16 protein-coding genes are annotated in these 16,357 nt (G+C 47.7%); 6 read left to right on the forward strand and 10 right to left on the reverse strand.

The window, feature by feature from the left end; all coding sequences use genetic code 11:
- Nucleotides 1–172 precede the first annotated feature (172 nt).
- Both yjdN and KCG39_RS20645 read right to left on the reverse strand, forming a co-directional pair.
- Nucleotides 173–616 carry a VOC family metalloprotein YjdN gene (yjdN, locus tag KCG39_RS20640; RefSeq protein ID WP_123828559.1) on the reverse strand — a complete coding sequence of 148 codons (444 nt, stop codon included), beginning with the start codon at nt 614–616 and terminating at the stop codon, nt 173–175.
- A gap of 172 nt (nt 617–788) precedes the next feature.
- Nucleotides 789–1,124, reverse strand: a complete 336-nt coding sequence (locus KCG39_RS20645) for a zinc ribbon domain-containing protein YjdM (protein ID WP_004127949.1) — start codon at nt 1,122–1,124, stop codon at nt 789–791.
- Nucleotides 1,125–1,664: 540 nt separating this feature from the next.
- Here KCG39_RS20645 and proP point away from each other — a divergent pair.
- Nucleotides 1,665–3,167, forward strand: coding sequence for a glycine betaine/L-proline transporter ProP (proP, locus tag KCG39_RS20650; protein ID WP_004127952.1), 1,503 nt, complete (start codon nt 1,665–1,667; stop codon nt 3,165–3,167).
- Between the two features lie 145 nt (nt 3,168–3,312).
- Here proP and cbpM read toward each other — a convergent pair whose 3' ends face one another.
- From cbpM to KCG39_RS20665, 3 genes are all read right to left on the reverse strand, one after another.
- Nucleotides 3,313–3,618 (reverse strand): chaperone modulator CbpM, encoded by a 306-nt coding sequence (cbpM, locus tag KCG39_RS20655; RefSeq protein ID WP_004127958.1) that lies wholly within the window; start codon nt 3,616–3,618, stop codon nt 3,313–3,315.
- Nucleotides 3,618–4,535, reverse strand: coding sequence for a curved DNA-binding protein (cbpA, locus tag KCG39_RS20660; protein WP_004127961.1), 918 nt, complete (start codon nt 4,533–4,535; stop codon nt 3,618–3,620). The genes cbpM and cbpA overlap by 1 nt, the downstream gene beginning before the upstream one ends.
- Before the next feature lie 150 nt (nt 4,536–4,685).
- Nucleotides 4,686–5,366 carry a TerC family protein gene (locus KCG39_RS20665; protein ID WP_004127964.1) on the reverse strand — a complete coding sequence of 227 codons (681 nt, stop codon included), beginning with the start codon at nt 5,364–5,366 and terminating at the stop codon, nt 4,686–4,688.
- Nucleotides 5,367–5,589: 223 nt separating this feature from the next.
- Here KCG39_RS20665 and KCG39_RS20670 point away from each other — a divergent pair, with 223 nt between their 5' ends.
- Nucleotides 5,590–6,372 carry a DsbA family protein gene (locus tag KCG39_RS20670; RefSeq protein ID WP_049114401.1) on the forward strand — a complete coding sequence of 261 codons (783 nt, stop codon included), beginning with the start codon at nt 5,590–5,592 and terminating at the stop codon, nt 6,370–6,372.
- Nucleotides 6,373–6,405: 33 nt separating this feature from the next.
- Here KCG39_RS20670 and KCG39_RS20675 read toward each other — a convergent pair whose 3' ends face one another.
- Nucleotides 6,406–7,002, reverse strand: coding sequence for a TetR/AcrR family transcriptional regulator (locus KCG39_RS20675; protein WP_004127969.1), 597 nt, complete (start codon nt 7,000–7,002; stop codon nt 6,406–6,408).
- A gap of 115 nt (nt 7,003–7,117) precedes the next feature.
- Here KCG39_RS20675 and KCG39_RS20680 point away from each other — a divergent pair, with 115 nt between their 5' ends.
- The gene (locus KCG39_RS20680) at nt 7,118–7,705 is read left to right on the forward strand and encodes an NAD(P)H-dependent oxidoreductase (RefSeq protein WP_004127972.1); all 588 of its coding nucleotides are present in this window, start codon (nt 7,118–7,120) and stop codon (nt 7,703–7,705) included.
- A gap of 253 nt (nt 7,706–7,958) precedes the next feature.
- Nucleotides 7,959–8,594, forward strand: coding sequence for a hypothetical protein (locus KCG39_RS27805; protein WP_227631543.1), 636 nt, complete (start codon nt 7,959–7,961; stop codon nt 8,592–8,594).
- 34 nt (nt 8,595–8,628) lie between these two features.
- On the opposite strand, the gene KCG39_RS20690 is transcribed toward KCG39_RS27805, so the two are convergent.
- Nucleotides 8,629–9,438, reverse strand: a complete 810-nt coding sequence (locus KCG39_RS20690; protein ID WP_004127977.1) for a polysaccharide pyruvyl transferase family protein — start codon at nt 9,436–9,438, stop codon at nt 8,629–8,631.
- 99 nt (nt 9,439–9,537) lie between these two features.
- On the opposite strand from KCG39_RS20690, the gene KCG39_RS20695 reads away from it, so the two are divergent.
- Nucleotides 9,538–11,760, forward strand: coding sequence for a glycosyltransferase (locus tag KCG39_RS20695; RefSeq protein WP_049114396.1), 2,223 nt, complete (start codon nt 9,538–9,540; stop codon nt 11,758–11,760).
- Between the two features lie 1,226 nt (nt 11,761–12,986).
- Complete coding sequence (locus tag KCG39_RS20700; protein ID WP_211811452.1) at nt 12,987–13,904, forward strand: hypothetical protein; 918 nt, start codon at nt 12,987–12,989, stop codon at nt 13,902–13,904.
- A 1-nt stretch (nt 13,905) separates the two neighbouring features.
- Here KCG39_RS20700 and KCG39_RS20705 read toward each other — a convergent pair whose 3' ends face one another.
- The 3 genes from KCG39_RS20705 to KCG39_RS20715 all read right to left on the reverse strand — a co-directional run bounded on the left by KCG39_RS20705 (nt 13,906) and on the right by KCG39_RS20715 (nt 16,322).
- A complete protein-coding gene (locus KCG39_RS20705; RefSeq protein WP_211811453.1) occupies nt 13,906–14,949 on the reverse strand; it encodes a DNA methyltransferase in 1,044 nt (347 codons plus the stop codon).
- Nucleotides 14,950–15,644: 695 nt separating this feature from the next.
- Complete coding sequence (locus tag KCG39_RS20710; RefSeq protein ID WP_211811454.1) at nt 15,645–15,971, reverse strand: TA system toxin CbtA family protein; 327 nt, start codon at nt 15,969–15,971, stop codon at nt 15,645–15,647.
- A gap of 24 nt (nt 15,972–15,995) precedes the next feature.
- Nucleotides 15,996–16,322 (reverse strand): type IV toxin-antitoxin system YeeU family antitoxin, encoded by a 327-nt coding sequence (locus KCG39_RS20715; RefSeq protein WP_211811455.1) that lies wholly within the window; start codon nt 16,320–16,322, stop codon nt 15,996–15,998.
- Between the last annotated feature and the right edge of the window lie 35 nt (nt 16,323–16,357).

Genomic DNA, 16,357 nt, shown 5'->3' on the forward strand with positions numbered 1-16,357 from the left:
TTTCCCTCTGAGCGTGGGCCGATCCTGACGGTTTTTTGTTACATTTCGGTTAACTCATGATGACCGGGGGATGAAGAGTTAATGCCGATGGGATGACAGGGAGAGGGGGAATGAACGCACGGATGCCCTCACCCTGGCTCTCTACCGGAGGGTGAGGGGAGGAAGGTAAGCGTTAAGGCTCTTGAGGCTCTTTCACCACGTTGACCATCCACGGGACGCCAAAGCGGTCGATGACTTTACCGAAGCCGTGCGCCCAGAACGTTTCCTGCCAGGCCATCTCTATCTGGCCGCCGTCGGCGAGGCCGTCAAACCAGCGTTTACCCTCGATCACGTCTTTTGGGTCGAGCACGATGGTAAATCCGGCGTAGCGCTCCATTTTGCTGGAGGGGCTGTCGCTGAGCATCAGGATGCTGTACGCGATGCGCAGGCTGGCGTGTGCGATACCGTCAGCAGCCAGATGTTGGCCAGAAGGGCAGCCATCTTCGGCGTCCTGGGTATTCTGCGGCATTTCACCCCAGGTGATTTTGTGGATCAGCTCAGCGCCCAGCGCCTGCTGGTAGAAGGCGATGGCGGCAGCGCAGTTGCCGCTAAAAGCGATATAGGGACTTAAGGGCATAACCATTACCTCAGGTAACGAATATTCCATTAAGCGTAGAAGGGGATTGCAGAATTAAGCCAGGCGGCAGCGACGGATGCCAGGCTCGGGTAAGGCGAGTGCGAATGAGGGAAGGCTGATCAGGGCGCGGAAAAATCTTTTCCCCCCGACGATGGGCGCCGGGGGAATAAAATCAGTTCTTTTTAACAAATTCGGATTTTAGCTTCATCGGTCCAAAACCATCAATTTTACAGTCAATATTATGATCGCCTTCTACCAGGCGGATATTTTTAACTTTAGTACCAATTTTTAGCATCGAAGAGCTGCCTTTAACCTTCAGATCTTTTACCACGGTGACGCTATCGCCGTCGGCCAGTAAATTGCCGTTGGCGTCTTTGACAATCAGCGCGTCGTTATCGTCCGCAGGCTCGGCATTGTTCCATTCGTGGGCGCATTCCGGGCAAACAAACATGCCGTTGTCTTCATAAGTGTATTCAGAATGGCATTTTGGGCAGTGTGGCAGTTGCATGACGTTCCTCGCGATTACTGGGTAAAACAGGACGTTGGTCCTTTAAATGGCGGCTGATAGCCGAAAGTGATGCTGATTATAGCGCAATCCCGCACTTTTGTCGGGCCTTTTTTATGCGGCTTCGCAGCGGAGTAAGAGAATTTATATTGTGAGGATTGGCGGGATTAATTCCTTAAAAACCGCCAGTTATTTCCGGAAATATATCGCTAAGTTCCAATATTCATTGAACTTATTGGTTTGGGACGACTCTGTTTAAGGGTAGGTAAATTTTTGTGAAGTTGATCCCAAATTTAAACGCTGTTAGGGTAAAAAAGCGAGAACGCAAATTCACTACACTTATTAGCGGCACCGCTTATTTGATTATGGCCAGAGCAGGCGTCAACAGGTTCGGTTGTACGGACTGTCAGCAGACAGTGCAGGCAAACCTGCTACGCTTGAAATGTGGAGCACAGCAATTCGCCGCTCCCAACGCATGACGCGAATGACTTTGTCATTCGGCGGAGATTCGTGCGCTCAAGGCGAGAGCAAAAGAGGATAATTATGCTTAAAAGGAAAAAAGTAAAACCCATCACGCTTCGGGATGTGACCATCATTGATGACAGCAAACTGAAGAAAGCGATTACCGCAGCATCGCTGGGTAACGCGATGGAATGGTTCGATTTTGGGGTTTATGGTTTTGTTGCGTATGCCCTGGGTAAAGTCTTTTTCCCCGATGCTAACCCCAGCGTGCAGATGATCGCCGCCCTCGGTACCTTCTCGGTTCCCTTCTTAATTCGTCCATTAGGCGGCCTGTTCTTCGGGATGCTGGGCGATAAATACGGTCGACAAAAGATTCTGGCGATAACCATTGTCATCATGTCGATAAGTACATTCTGTATCGGTCTTATTCCGTCGTATGCCACGATTGGTATCTGGGCGCCAATACTGCTGCTGCTGTGTAAAATGGCGCAGGGCTTCTCGGTGGGCGGAGAATATACCGGCGCATCGATCTTTGTTGCGGAATACTCCCCTGACCGGAAACGCGGCTTTATGGGTAGCTGGCTGGACTTCGGTTCGATAGCCGGTTTTGTGATGGGCGCGGGCGTGGTGGTACTGATTTCCAGCGTGGTGGGTGAAGAGAACTTCCTCGACTGGGGCTGGCGTATTCCGTTCTTCCTGGCGCTGCCGTTAGGGATTATTGGTCTTTATCTGCGCCATGCGCTGGAAGAGACGCCAGCGTTCCAGCAGCACGTTGATAAAATGGAGCAGGGCGATCGTGAAGGCCTGCAGGAAGGACCGAAAGTCTCGTTTAAAGAGATTGCGACCAAACACTGGCGTAGCCTGCTGACCTGTATCGGTCTGGTGATTTCCACCAACGTGACCTACTACATGTTGCTGACCTATATGCCGAGCTACCTATCGCATAACCTGCACTATTCAGAAGACCACGGGGTGCTGATCATCATCGCCATCATGGTCGGGATGCTGTTCGTTCAGCCGGTTATCGGTATGCTCAGCGACCGTTTTGGCCGTCGCCCGTTTATTCTGATTGGTAGCGTGGCGCTGTTCGCGCTGTCGATTCCGGCCTTTATCATGATTAACAGTAACGTTCTCGGCCTGATTTTCGCCGGTCTGCTGGTGTTGGCGGTAGTGCTGAACTGCTTTATCGGGGTGATGGCCTCGTCGCTGCCGGCGATGTTCCCGACCCACATCCGCTTTAGCGCCCTGGCCAGTGCCTTTAACATCTCGGTGCTGATTGCCGGTCTGACGCCGACGCTGGCGGCGTGGCTGGTGGAAAGCACGCAGAACCTGATGATGCCGGCTTACTATCTGATGGTGGTGGCATTGATTGGTCTGATTACCGGCCTGTCGATGAAAGAGACCGCTAACCGTCCGCTGAAAGGGGCGACGCCAGCGGCTTCGGATATTCAGGAAGCGAAAGAAATTCTCGGCGAGCACTACGATAATATCGAACATAAAATCGAAGATATCGATCAGGAAATCGCCGACCTGCAGGAAAAACGTTCTCGTCTGGTGCAGCAGCATCCGCGCATCAACGACTAAATCGTTTTGCTGGTAACGCATGCCGCCGCGGGCTTCCCCCGGCGGCATTTTTTATGTCCTGACTGACTACGGACGTGATGTCGTTCGCGAAATGCGTATGCCCGGTAAGGCATTAGCCGCCACCGGGCGTTGCGGCGGCGAGGGCTTAGCTATGCGTCAGAAAGCGCGCCAGCCGCTGCTGCAGGATTTGATTTTCACGGCTCAGGCGCGCGTTCTCGTCCAGCAGCGTTAAGGCGACAGCGATACCCGGCCAGTCCAGCTCCAGCTCTTTGCGCAGGCGTACGGCGCGGTGCACTATGGTCACTGCGCTATCGTCAAACAGCCAGCTTTCCCGCTGCGGCTGGCGGGGCTCAATCATGCCAAGGCCGACAATCTCGTCAAGCTCCTCTTCGGAAAGGCCGGTGTGGAGACAAAACTCGGTAATCGTGAACGTCACTGTTATCTTAGCCATCAGGCTTTCCCCCATGTCTTACGCGGCTCGAAGCTGGATTGCGCATCCGCCAGCTGTTGCCAGAGCGCGCGGCTCTTCTCATCTGGTTTTGGCGGCATGACGATTTTAATCACCGCATACAGGTCGCCGGTGGTGGTTTTGCTGGTCAGCCCTTTGCCCTTCACGCGCAACCGCTGACCGGCCTGGCTGCCCGGCGGAATGGTCAACAGGATGCTCTCTTTCAGCGTCGGGATGGTAACTTTAGCGCCCAATGCGGCTTCCCACGGTGCCAGCGGCAGGACGATTTCAAGGTTATGGCCGACGACATCAAACAGCGGATGCGGTGCGATATGGATCACCAGCCACAGATCGCCGTTGGGGCCGCCATTTTCACCGGGAGTGCCCTGGCCTTTCAGACGGATGCGCTGGCCGTCGACGACGCCCGCGGGAATTTTCACGTTCAGGGTTTTCGGCGTTTCGCTTTCGACCATGCCGAAGACGTTATAAACCGGCAGCTTATAGCTGATAGTGCGCGTCTGCTCCGCCAGGGTCTCTTCAAGGAATACCGCGACTTCTATCTCCAGGTCATGACCGCGGACGCCGTGCTGGCGGCGGCTATGGTGCGCCTGCTGGCCAAACATAGTGGAGAAGATGTCGTCGAAGTCCTGCTGGCTATAGCTCTGCTCGTGAGAATGCTGCTGCCGGCCAAACTGCGGATCGTTGCGGTGCTGCCAGAGCTGGTCGTATTCGGCGCGGCGCTGGTCATCTTTAAGCACTTCCCAGGCTTCGGCGAGATCTTTGAATTTGGCTTCGGCATCGTTTTCTTTGCTGACATCGGGGTGATATTTACGTGCCAGACGGCGATAGGCGGTCTTAATGGTTTTCAGATCGTCCGTTGGCTGAACCCCTAAAATGGCATAATAATCCTTTAATTCCATGGCGTTATCTCATTTATGCGCAATATTACGGTTACAGATCCCTGGATCAGGTGTCTCTATTAAGCGTAGGGCAAATGAAGACGGATTGGGCGGAAAAGTGGCGCAAACTTGACGCCGTCGGGATTGACGGCGGCCAGTTGTGAACGCCAGCTATTCGCTGGAGCGCCTGCGGTTTCTGCGTAGCCCTTCGAGTAGCACCAGCGCTGCGCCAATGGTTCCGCCCATCAGTGGGAGAGCGGCGGGTGCGTTGGGGAACAGATGAATGATGGTCACATCGGTCACCATCATTGAACCGGCTATCCAGCCGATGAGCGCACCGCCCAGCATCACCACGGACGGGAAGCGGTTAAGGATTGCCAGCACCAGTTTGCTGCCGAGGACGATAATCGGAATGCTGATTAATACGCCCAGCGCGACCAGCAGCAGATGGCCTTTCCCGGCGGCGGCAACCGCCAGTACGTTATCCAGCGACATAATGACGTCGGCAACGGTAATGGTGACTGCGGTACGCCACAGGCTGCTGGAACTACTGACGTCGCTCTCTTCTTCCTGATTGGTCACCAGCTTGATGCCAATCCACAGTAGCATCAGCGCGCCGACCACTTTAAGCCACGGCAATGAGAGTAAATAGATCGCGATGGCTAAAAGCAGCACGCGTGCCGCTATTGCGCCGACGGTACCGATGATAATCGCTTTGGTACGCTGCTGAGGTGGTAGTTTACGGCAGGCCATCGCAATCACCACCGCGTTGTCGCCGCCCAATAACAGATCGATAGCAATAATTTGTAGCAGAATAACCGCCACGTCCCACTGACTGAAAAACTCATTCATACCCAACTCATCGAACCAAAAAAGAAAACCTACAGAAAAACGCAGGGGCGAAGCGTACTCTCGTTCGGGCACCCTGACCACCTTCCAGAGAGACCGCGCGCAGCGAGTTATTGAAAAATATCGTTACCAATCATTGCATGGTCCGGCAATGATTCGCAGGCAAAGGATGATATTTTGTTCGCAGAAATACATCTGCCGTTCACCTATCGCAAGGACTAACTACATGCCCGGCCATAAGAATTTACTCACATTTGCCTTTATTAGCGCTACCCTGTTTCCGCTTATGGCGACCGCTGCTGATGCGCCGACTTTTACGCCTGAACAAGAAGCCCGTATTGGCAAAATCGCCGCGGATTACTTAGTCGCGCACCCGGAAGTGCTGCTGCAGGCTAGCCAGAAGCTACAGCAAATTCAACAACAGCAGCAGGCCAGCGCCGCGACCCAGGCGGTACTGAAGAATGCGGCTGCGCTGACCCAGGATAAAAATACGCCAACCTACGGTCCGAAAGAGGGCAAAGTTACGGTCATTGAATTCTTCGATTATCAGTGTGTTTACTGCAGTCGTCTGGCGCCGGTAATGGAACAGGTGATTAAAGAGAACCCGCAGACCCGCTTTGCATTTAAAGAGTGGCCGATTTTTGGCAGCCGCTGGGAAACCTCGCTTGAGGCGGCGAAAACCGGCCTGCAGATTTATCAGCAGAAGGGCGCAGAGGCTTATCTCACCTACCATAACGGGATCTATTCCACCGGGCATAACGAAGGCAAGCTGACGGCTGCCGACATCCAGCAGCAGGCGAAGAAAGTGAATTTCGATGCCGGGAAAGCGGCGGACGTTGAGCCGGCACTGGAAAGCACCAATCAGCTGGCGCAGGAAATTGGTCTGAGTGGGACGCCGGGAGTTATCGTGATGCCGACTACCGGCGCCACGGAAGCGACGATCACCGTGTTCCCGGGGCTAGCGGATAAAGCCTCGCTGGATGCGGCGATCAAGAAAGCGGGCGGCTGATAATCCACGCGTCCGCCGGATGGCGGGCGCGATTTAGCGATGACAGCAGCGCTGCAGCATCGACATAATAACCTGAAAGAGCTCATCTTTAGCCTGCTGCTCGGTGATGACGCCGTTCACGACCGCGGCCGATAATCCGTCGGCGGAGCCGAGCATGGCGAGAATGGCCGCCTCGCTGAGATTCTCGCTCTCACAAAGCGGAGAAAAATAGTCCCGGCATTTTCCGGTAAAGGTGGCGATGCACTCTTGTTTGATCTTCTCCAGCTCAGGCGTCCCGGCCAGCGCGGCCATGACGCTCGGCATCTCGCGCCCCTGAAGCAGCACGCACTCGATATAGGCGTTGGCGATCGCCGCGGCCAGTTTATCCGCGTCAGGTTGAGTATTGCGCAGAATTTCATCCATTCGCGCCGTCTGGCGCTGGTCGTATTCCGTATACAGCGTCGCGAAAAGTCCCGAACGGCTGTCAAAATGATCGTATACCACCGGTTTAGTGACCCCCGCCTGCGTCGCCAGGTAACCCAGCGTCAGGGCATCGGTCCCTTCTTGGCGAATAATCTGCCAGGCAACATCAATCAGCTGTTTGTGCCGCTCTTCTCGCGTTAAACGCTGCCGTACGAGTGGTTCAGACATAGAAGCATTCTCCCGTTGACATGCTTATATACCAAAGGTAACTTACTATTGGTAGGTTACTGTTAGTATATAAGACTACGTCCAATATCGTTGTATAGCAACTGGAGTATCCGTCATGCATGCATTAATCGTGGTTTCTCATCCTCTTAATACTTCTCTGACTCACAGCGTTGCGACGGCGATTGCGCAGGGGGTTGCCGAATCCGGTTCGCATCACAGCGCTGAAATTGCCGATTTAACCCAGGAAGGCTTTAGCCCGGTTTTTGCCGAACCGGATATTGCCGCCTTTCTGCAAACCGGCGCTACGCCGTCCGATACGACCGCTGAACAGGCCAGAATCGATAACGCCGATGCGCTGGTGCTGGTGTTTCCCATTTACTGGTGGTCGATGCCGGGGCTGCTGAAAGGCTGGATTGACCGCGTGTTTTCAAACGGCTGGGCGTATGAGGAGACCGCCGACGGCAACGTCGTGAAGAAGCTGGGGCGCCTGCGGGTACATCTGGTGGCATTAGGCGCAGCGAGTCGACAAACGTATGACAAGCACGGGTTTACCGATGCTTTTAATGCGCAAATTGTCCACGGCATTTTTGATTACTGCGGGGCTACGGTAGCCAGTTCGCAGATGCTGCTGTTGCCGGACCTGAAAACGGCGGAGGCGCATCTGGAGGCGGGGCGCCAACTGGGAAGAAAGATGTTTGCCTGAGGTTCGTTTCGCTCCCGAGCCGGGGTTTCCGCCGGGCGTCTTTATCCGAGCCCGGCCTGAAAAAATATATTATCAATGGCTTATGTTCGCCATGTCGGGACAGAATGGGTGCTAATCCTGCGAGGGCACCTAATGCTGATATGCCGTGTATTCATCGAGTTATGTGGCCCTGATCAGACTGGATCTGCCGACATTTTGGTGTTAGCGAGAGATGCCTTATTGTATAATCCTTCCATTCCCCCTCTGGAAAACAATGATGAATAATTTACAGCGTTTCGAAAGTCTCGGTGATAATTGTGAGTTTGCTTTCTTTCTAAGAGAGTCAGGTTGTGATGAAGGCAGCTTATTTCGTTGGACTTTAATAAAAAACTATCATGCACTTCTAAAGTTAATCGAATCTGATTTTGCTGATTTGTATGTTTATGAAAATCTGACGCCCTCCTGGCAGGATATGGTACTTGATCAACGGCATGATATTTGTTTTCATACTGAAATGTATAGCGATAATAAAGATGATGGCTGGGTCTGGCGTTATAGCGAAGAGGAAAATGATCTTATTTATACGAGGGAAATGGATAAGATTAATTACTTGATAAATAAATTTAAGAACAGCCTTGCTGATGAGAATAAAATTTTTGTCGTAAAAAGCAATGGCAATAACCTTGATGATGTTGTACTGGCTTTAGCAAACGAGTTCAAGAAGCACGGCAACAGTAAAATACTCTATGTTAAAAGCGATGCGGGAAATTCAACGCCAGGTGAAATAACGAAATTAACGGATAATCTCTTTGTTGGGGCCATTGATAGATTCGCCGACTATAGTCGTGCAAATGAATACTCACGTGAAGGCTGGCAGGCAATAATTGATAATGCTGTAAAGGTTATGTGACTTTTTAGCAGCGTATTAATATACGCTGCATTTTTTAGCTGGTAGTGATAAAGCACGTTTTTGGGTAATGATTCAACAGTGAGTAATTGTAAACGGCTTCATTTTTATAGTACGAGTTAGGGTAGAAGTTGACTTCTTTCCCGAGCAGAGACGCTAAAATTGCTACATGCAGTCTGTCGGTATTAACGACTTTATACTCTTCAAGAAAGTTAATCATGCAGCGGGTAGAATTTCGTGCCAGAAATTCATTGTCCCAATAGTCGCCATTCCATGTGAGCGAAATATCATGATTGTTTTCTTTATAATCTCCTGTCAGCGATTCTGAATCTGTTCTGAAACAATTTGCCTGTTGTTTATAGGCAGGCTTAAGGGACAGATATTTGCTAAGATCGAGATAAAACGCCATGTCATCAGCAATGAATACGTTTTTGTTTGCCTCGTAGTTAAGAGATCTAATATAATCGAAAGTGGTATTTTCACGGCAAAATACCACTAATTTATCGATGTTGCTGGTGAATAAATCGCTGTACCCTCTGATTGTCGAAGGCATAATGATTGCTTTATGAAATTTATGAATATTATTTTGGATGAAATCACGGCCTTCAGCATATAACCCTTCGATGAGGTTTCCTCCGCCGCCAAAAATTAAAATATCGGTATCGGGGCTGTAGTGCTCATCGGCCCTATAAGGAACATAAGTAAGCGCATTTCGTTCGAAAAAATCGTACGTTGCCGATGCAATCACGCCATCACCCGCGTTACCGGGGTTTGCCTTATAGACAAATCGATGAGATGGATGATAGGATTTTAGAAATAAATCAAATTTTAACTCTGCACTGGTCATTTTTTATCCTGTTTAACAGAAGCTATTGATTGCTATCTTAATATTACTTCAACTCACTCATTATTATAGAAAAGTCTAGGTTACTAAGGAAAGATCACAATGAAAAAAGTTCTTATAATGACGCCGGACATAGAGGGGCCTGTCCGTAACGGCGGCATTGGTACTGCTTTCACTGCCCTTGCCACTACTTTGGCAAAAAAGGGGTATGATGTCGATGTATTGTATACATGTGGTGACTATTCGGAGTCATCTGCATCAACTTTTAGCGATTGGTCACGTATTTATAGCACCTTTGGTATTAATCTGCTGAGTACCGGGCTGGTTAAAGAAATTAATATCGACGCCCCCTATTTTAGAAGAAAAAGTTACTCAATTTTGCTCTGGCTGAAAGAAAATAATGTCTATGACACGATTATTTCTTGTGAATGGCAGGCAGATCTTTATTACGCTTTATTAAGTAAAAAGAATGGCACTGATTTTGAACATACCAAATTCATTGTCAATACCCATAGCTCAACGTTATGGGCTGATGAAGGTAACTACCAGCTCCCATATGATCAGAATCACCTTGAACTCTATTATATGGAAAAAATGGTTGTTGAGATGGCTGATGAAGTCGTTAGTCCTTCTCAGTATTTAATTGACTGGATGTTGAGTAAACACTGGAATGTTCCTGAAGAACGCCACGTTATTTTAAATTGCGAGCCATTTCAAGGGTTTGAAAAGAGAAGTGACGTTGTCGTTAAAACCAATGAAAAAACCGCCTCAGGCGTTGAGCTTGTATTTTTCGGCCGCCTTGAAACCCGTAAAGGGCTCGATATCTTCCTGCGCGCATTAAGAAAACTCTCTGACGAAGATAAAGAAACGATCTCTGGTGTAACTTTCCTCGGGAAAAACGTCACGCTGGGTAAAATTGATTCATTTACCTATATCATGAATCAGACCAAAAATCTGGGTCTGGCAGTCAATATCATCAGCGATTATGACCGTACCAATGCGAACGAATATATAAAAAGAAAAAATGTATTAGTGATCATCCCATCGCTCGTTGAAAACTCTCCGTATACCGTTTATGAATGCTTGATTAATAACGTTAACTTCCTCGCTTCAAACGTCGGAGGGATTCCTGAGCTTATTCCGCAGGAGCATCATGCCGAAGTTTTGTTTACCCCAACGCCGGTTGATTTATACGGTAAAATTCACTATCGCTTAAAAAATATAAACATCAAACCCGGACTGGTTGACTCACAAGAAAATATCCAGGCAGCGTGGTTTGCCGCGATTGAAAGAAAAGATAACTGTGTCTTCAAGAAAATTGATGAATCCAATCGCCCGTTAGTGAGCGTATGTATTACTCATTTCGATCGTCACCATCTGCTCCAGCAGGCGCTGGCCTCAATAAAAACGCAAACGTACCAAAATATTGAAGTTATTTTAGTTGATGATGGAAGCACAAAAGAAGAATCTCATCGTTATTTGAATCTAATCGAGAACGACTTTAACGCCCGAGGTTGGAAAATCATCCGCAGTTCTAATAACTACCTCGGTGCAGCACGAAATTTGGCTGCGCGACATGCTTCCGGTGAATATCTGATGTTTATGGATGATGATAATGTCGCTAAACCTTTTGAGGTTGAGACATTTGTCACGGCAGCTTTAAACTCCGGTGCCGATGTGTTAACCACTCCAAGCGATCTCATTTTTGGTGAGGAGTTCCCTTCGCCATTCCGTAAAATGACGCACTGCTGGCTTCCGTTAGGACCTGATTTAAATATTGCCAGCTTTAGTAACTGCTTTGGCGATGCTAATGCCCTGATCAGGAAAGAAGCTTTCGACCACATCGGTGGCTTTACTGAAGATTACGGTTTAGGTCATGAAGATTGGGAGTTTTTTGCAAAAATATCTTTAAATGGTTATAAACTGCAAATCGTTCCTGAGCCGCTATTTTGGTACAGAGTAGCAAACTCCGGAATGTTGTTAAGCGGAAATAAGAGCAAAAACAACTATCGCAGTTTCCGTCCATTTATGGATGAGAATGTGAAATATAACTATGCGATGGGGTTGATTCCTGCTTACCTCGAAAAAATTCATGAGCTGGAGAATGAAGTGAGCCGACTGCGCAGCATCAATGGCGGCCACTCAGTCAGTAATGAACTACAGCTTTTAAATAATAAGATTGATGGTCTGATTTCTCAGCAAAGGGACGGCTGGGCCCACGATCGCTTTAATGCTCTTTATGAAGCGATTCATGTTCAGGGGGCAAACAGAGGCAGAAGTCTGGTTCGTCGGGTAGGCAGGAAAGTTAAATCCCTGTTGAAATAGCAGCGTCCGCGGAGCTCGAAAGAGCTCCGCAAAAAATAGTTTTAATGAAGTTTAATTGTCCGACGTACTCAACTCCCCCCGAATACCAACGTCTGCTTATTCCGCGATTAGGCTGCTTTTAGGCGGGTTCTCTGAATAGTGGTGCCCGGACTCGGACTAACGCCGCAGGCGTTGAACAGCGCGCTTGTCGCGCTGGCCCCGAAGGGGTGAGCCGCTGTGCGGCGAAAAATCGAACGAAGTTCGATGGAGAGTCCGGTCGTAGAAAAGCAAAAACCCAGCCATAGGCTGGGTTCTCTGAATAAGTGGTGCCCGGACTCGGACTAACGCCGCAGGCGTTGAACAGCGCGCTTGTCGCGCTGGCCCCGAAGGGGTGAGCCGCTGTGCGGCGAATAATCGAACGTAGTTCGATGGAGAGTCCGGTCGTAGAAAAGCAAAAACCCAGCCATAGGCTGGGTTCTCTGAATAAGTGGTGCCCGGACTCGGACTAACGCCGCAGGCGTTGAACAGCGCGCTTGTCGCGCTGGCCCCGAAGGGGTGAGCCGCCGAGCGGCGAATAATCGAACGCAGTTCGATGGAGAGTCCGGTCGTAGAAAAGCAAAAACCCAGCCATAGGCTGGGTTCTCTGAATAAGTGGTGCCGGACTCGGAATCGAAATTATAATTTAACTTATTGTAATGTAATCAATTTATTTAATTCGATTATTTTTATACCCTCCGTTATACCCTCATTGCTGCTTTGTAGAGTGTTGAAGGCCTGATTCGGAAAGTTGATGGGAATCGAACAAAACTTCCAATTATAGATAATCCCATACTTGGTTTGATTTTACAGTAATCAGGATATGTATCATATCTCCATGTTAATCTCTGAGGACTATATTTCCCGTTCCTTAGGGCAAACTACCCAGTAGTTACTTTTCGCTATTGATACTCCGTAGCAAGCAAGCTACGGGGTTGTTCATTTAGGTTCAAGCAACGACGTTATTCAGTGGTTATCCAGAATGGTTAACGGTATCTGACGAAAGGAGACATAGGAGATACCTTTATGCTCTACGTCATCAGTGAAACGCCGATAGTCCAGTAGCATTTACGGTATGAGCCGCAAAGGCTATGTTAGGTACTGTTGTGGTAGAAAAGCACTCTTATAAATGCCATACTAATCATGATGATGGGGCGTTTTATATCGTGATTTGGTTTCAAGTGACATACTTTAAAAGGGCTAATCGATAGATGAAAACAGCGGATATAATTGAAGCCGCAACAGAGCAGCTTCTAAGTTTAGAAAGTAAAGAATTTGATGTATTAAATGTATCGAAGCCTATATCTCCTGAGGCGGCAGTAAACCTTGCTAAAATAATATCTAAATTGTCTCCAATGGTCGGTAATTTAATTGAATTTCATACATGTGATTTTCTGAATTCTCAAGACACCTATTCAAATTTAGGTGAGTGGGTAAGACAAGATCCTGGCTTCCCTGATACAATATTTGTTAGTGAGCTAATTAAACCGGTTCCTGGTTTTGAAATAAAAGCTTGGTTTCCTTTGGCAACAGAAATAACAGCAAGATTTAAAGATAGTCAGAATCATTTCTCAGAAAATCAGACTTATGTTGCAATGCTTGCTTGGTTGCCTGATAATTTAATATTTGGTAAGCCTAAAATAATTGATACAGTAATTGTGTCTGCAATGTCCGTTGCAAAGGCAAGAGACTTGCACTATCACAGGCCACCTGATTATCTTGTTATTGAACCTGGAGATACCTCCGCTCGAACAGGAAATCTTCAACAGACGAATACTAATGGATATAAATTTCAAGGCACACCGAAACAATTTGCTGAGGCAGAAGAATTAGTTAAATCATGGCCCGAAGGTGGCATGTCCTATAGCCCTTCTAGCGATTATCAAGAATTGCTTAGAATATTAATATCACAATATCCTTATCGGCTAGATACAAATTTTGCAAAAATGGACAGAATTGTTCATCCACAAATAGAAGCATTCAAAACTCGTGTCCATAATACCTTATTTCATGGGAAAACTATTGGGGAATGGAATAAACTTTTATCCAAGGGAAGTGAATCTGAAATACTGATTGCTTTAAAAAATACATTTGGAATAACTGACGACGGAGAAACCGTCGTCGAGTAATTCATAATGAGAGGAAGCGCTGCATACCTAATTGAAAGTATGTGGCGTCAATCTCTCCTGCGAAGGATTTTCTTCCCAACTTGTTAGCGGCTATTGACGCTGAAAATAGTCCACCAAATGGTTCCCAGATAACATCCCCTGTATCGCTTGATGCTTCAATTATAAGTGACATCAGATCTAGGGGTTTTTGATTCAAATGAGCTGATTTTGCGGTTTGTCCCGGAACGCTAATTCTTTCATTTCCTTTTAATGTATTTCTTTCCCAAACGTTAGTGTAACCCATTGGACAATAAAACTTGGCTCTCATTTTTTCCCAATCAAGTATAGTCATAGGTTTTTTACCATCTTGCGAGAAGTAAGGTTTACCCGATGGATCTCCATGTTCATTGGCATACTTGGCCATCTTTTCGAACATATCAGGCGGTGGTATATACCATAAATGGCCTTGATCGAGGTATTTCCTTGTTGCTACATTCTTAACTTCACAAGCTTCATTCGCTTTTTTCAATGGAAGTTTTGATCTTTTCCATTCACGGTAAAGCCAGTGTTGTAATGTCAATTCATCAATTTTAGGTTCAAAAACATATTGAACACACAACTCTGTTACAACAGGGAATCTTCTAATTTTTGCTGTATTAACATTACCAGCAATATGCCCTTTCCCTTTATTCCAGATGTTCGCATTTACGTAACGCCAACCATATTTCTCTAGTGTGGGATGAACGGAGGCCCAACCGATCTCTGAATTCCAGAACCATAAAGTTGTTTGACTAGTTGCTTTACGACTCCATTCTTTAATATGTGGTTCATACCAATCTGATATAGCCAAATGATCGGATGTATCACCTTCAAAACCTAATAATCCATAAGCTCCATCAGAAACAATAACAGTGGGATCTTCCCAGTTGTTACAAAGCTCAAGGCTATTACCGTGCTGAATTGTTGATAATCCATCACTCCACTCATTAACTTCTGGGACTGAGTCCAAAGTAATGCTTCTACCTCTACCCACTGTGCTTCCAGGGATTATTTTATTAAAAGTCATAACGCACCTCATGGATTATCTTATTCCGATTATACACTATTTCTTTTCCAAATAAAACAATGTATGGTTGTTTATTAAAAGGGAGTTTCATCATAAATGATGTTTAATATAATTATTGTGACTGCAAAATTTATAGTTAGGAAGTTATATGGTAATAAATTCATCTTTTTAATTAATTTGTTTTATAGGGTTTATATAAAATAAACCTGATCGGAATGGGTAGAACTATTATTATACAAAGACTAAAGATAAGGGAAGCTTCCGAAGAGAAATCAGGAAGCTTGCTTGCAAGATTTAGTCGGATGGTTAGCTATGCGGCTGTTTGCTGCCATTCTTATGCTACGTGTCATACGCTGAGACAGTGATATTCCGCCAGCATTAGTGCAGCCTATCCCAGAAAACCATACGGATGGACCCGCGTGTTGTAGCGACGGGACTACCCGGCGGCGGTGAACTGTCTAGCAAAAAAGGCATCACCTGCCAGATTGTTGACTCTGTTACCGTTGAAAACGATAACGCCCAAACTTATCTATGCTATTGCCGCAACGTGGTGGGGCATTAACTGAAAGCTCGCACACAACAAACATCGCACTGTCTCGTATCAGACTGTGTACTTGCGTTACATCCCGACGCAATGCCAGCTATGTCTTACGCGAGGTAATGCTGGTTCGTTGCTACTGAAACAGCGCCATCGTTCACCTCCGATTGCGTTTCAATAACCCAGTTGCCTGCCGCGCCCGTAAAATATCTACCGCCCGAAGATAAGGTGACTGCTCCTGACAGTTAAACCCCCTGCGATCGATACGAACCAGTTCGTACTTTTCCACCAGAAAGTTAACGGCATCCGCCAGCGTGATACCGGCGTCGATATGCTCCTGAATAACAGTTTCATCACTGAATGGCGTGTCGTTCAGCGTCAGGCCATAGTGTTGCTCCAGCAGACGTGTAAGCAGCGTTTGCCAGACAAGCACAGGCGGCGGGCATGGCTTCGCTCCCCGCTGATTTTCAGAAAGGATTTTCATAAGTTTTCTCGTTGGGAAATTGAGTTAGCGTTGAGTGGGATAGATAGCGATATAAACGTAGCCGTGCGAACCGAGCGTATCCGCTTCACAGGTCAGTTCGTCATGGTACAGAGTGACACGGTGTGCATGGCGGGGGTTAAGCTCACCAGAAAGCAGCATCAATTCCATCTGCTCTGTAAAGTGCGGAAATGCGCTATTTAGTTGGTGACACTCTTCTTCTTCGAAAGCGCCAGTTATCCCGGCGCGGTCAGCTAAATAATGCAGGCGGTTGCCTTCCTGTACCAGCCTTGCACTAAAGCGAGGCATTACATCACAACGAAGTCCCCATTCAGGGTTATCGTGTTTTTCCATAGTCGGTTCCTGTTCAGAGCAGATAAGTATGTGGA

The organism is Klebsiella pasteurii, assembly GCF_018139045.1.
Classification (GTDB): Bacteria; Pseudomonadota; Gammaproteobacteria; order Enterobacterales; family Enterobacteriaceae; genus Klebsiella; species Klebsiella grimontii.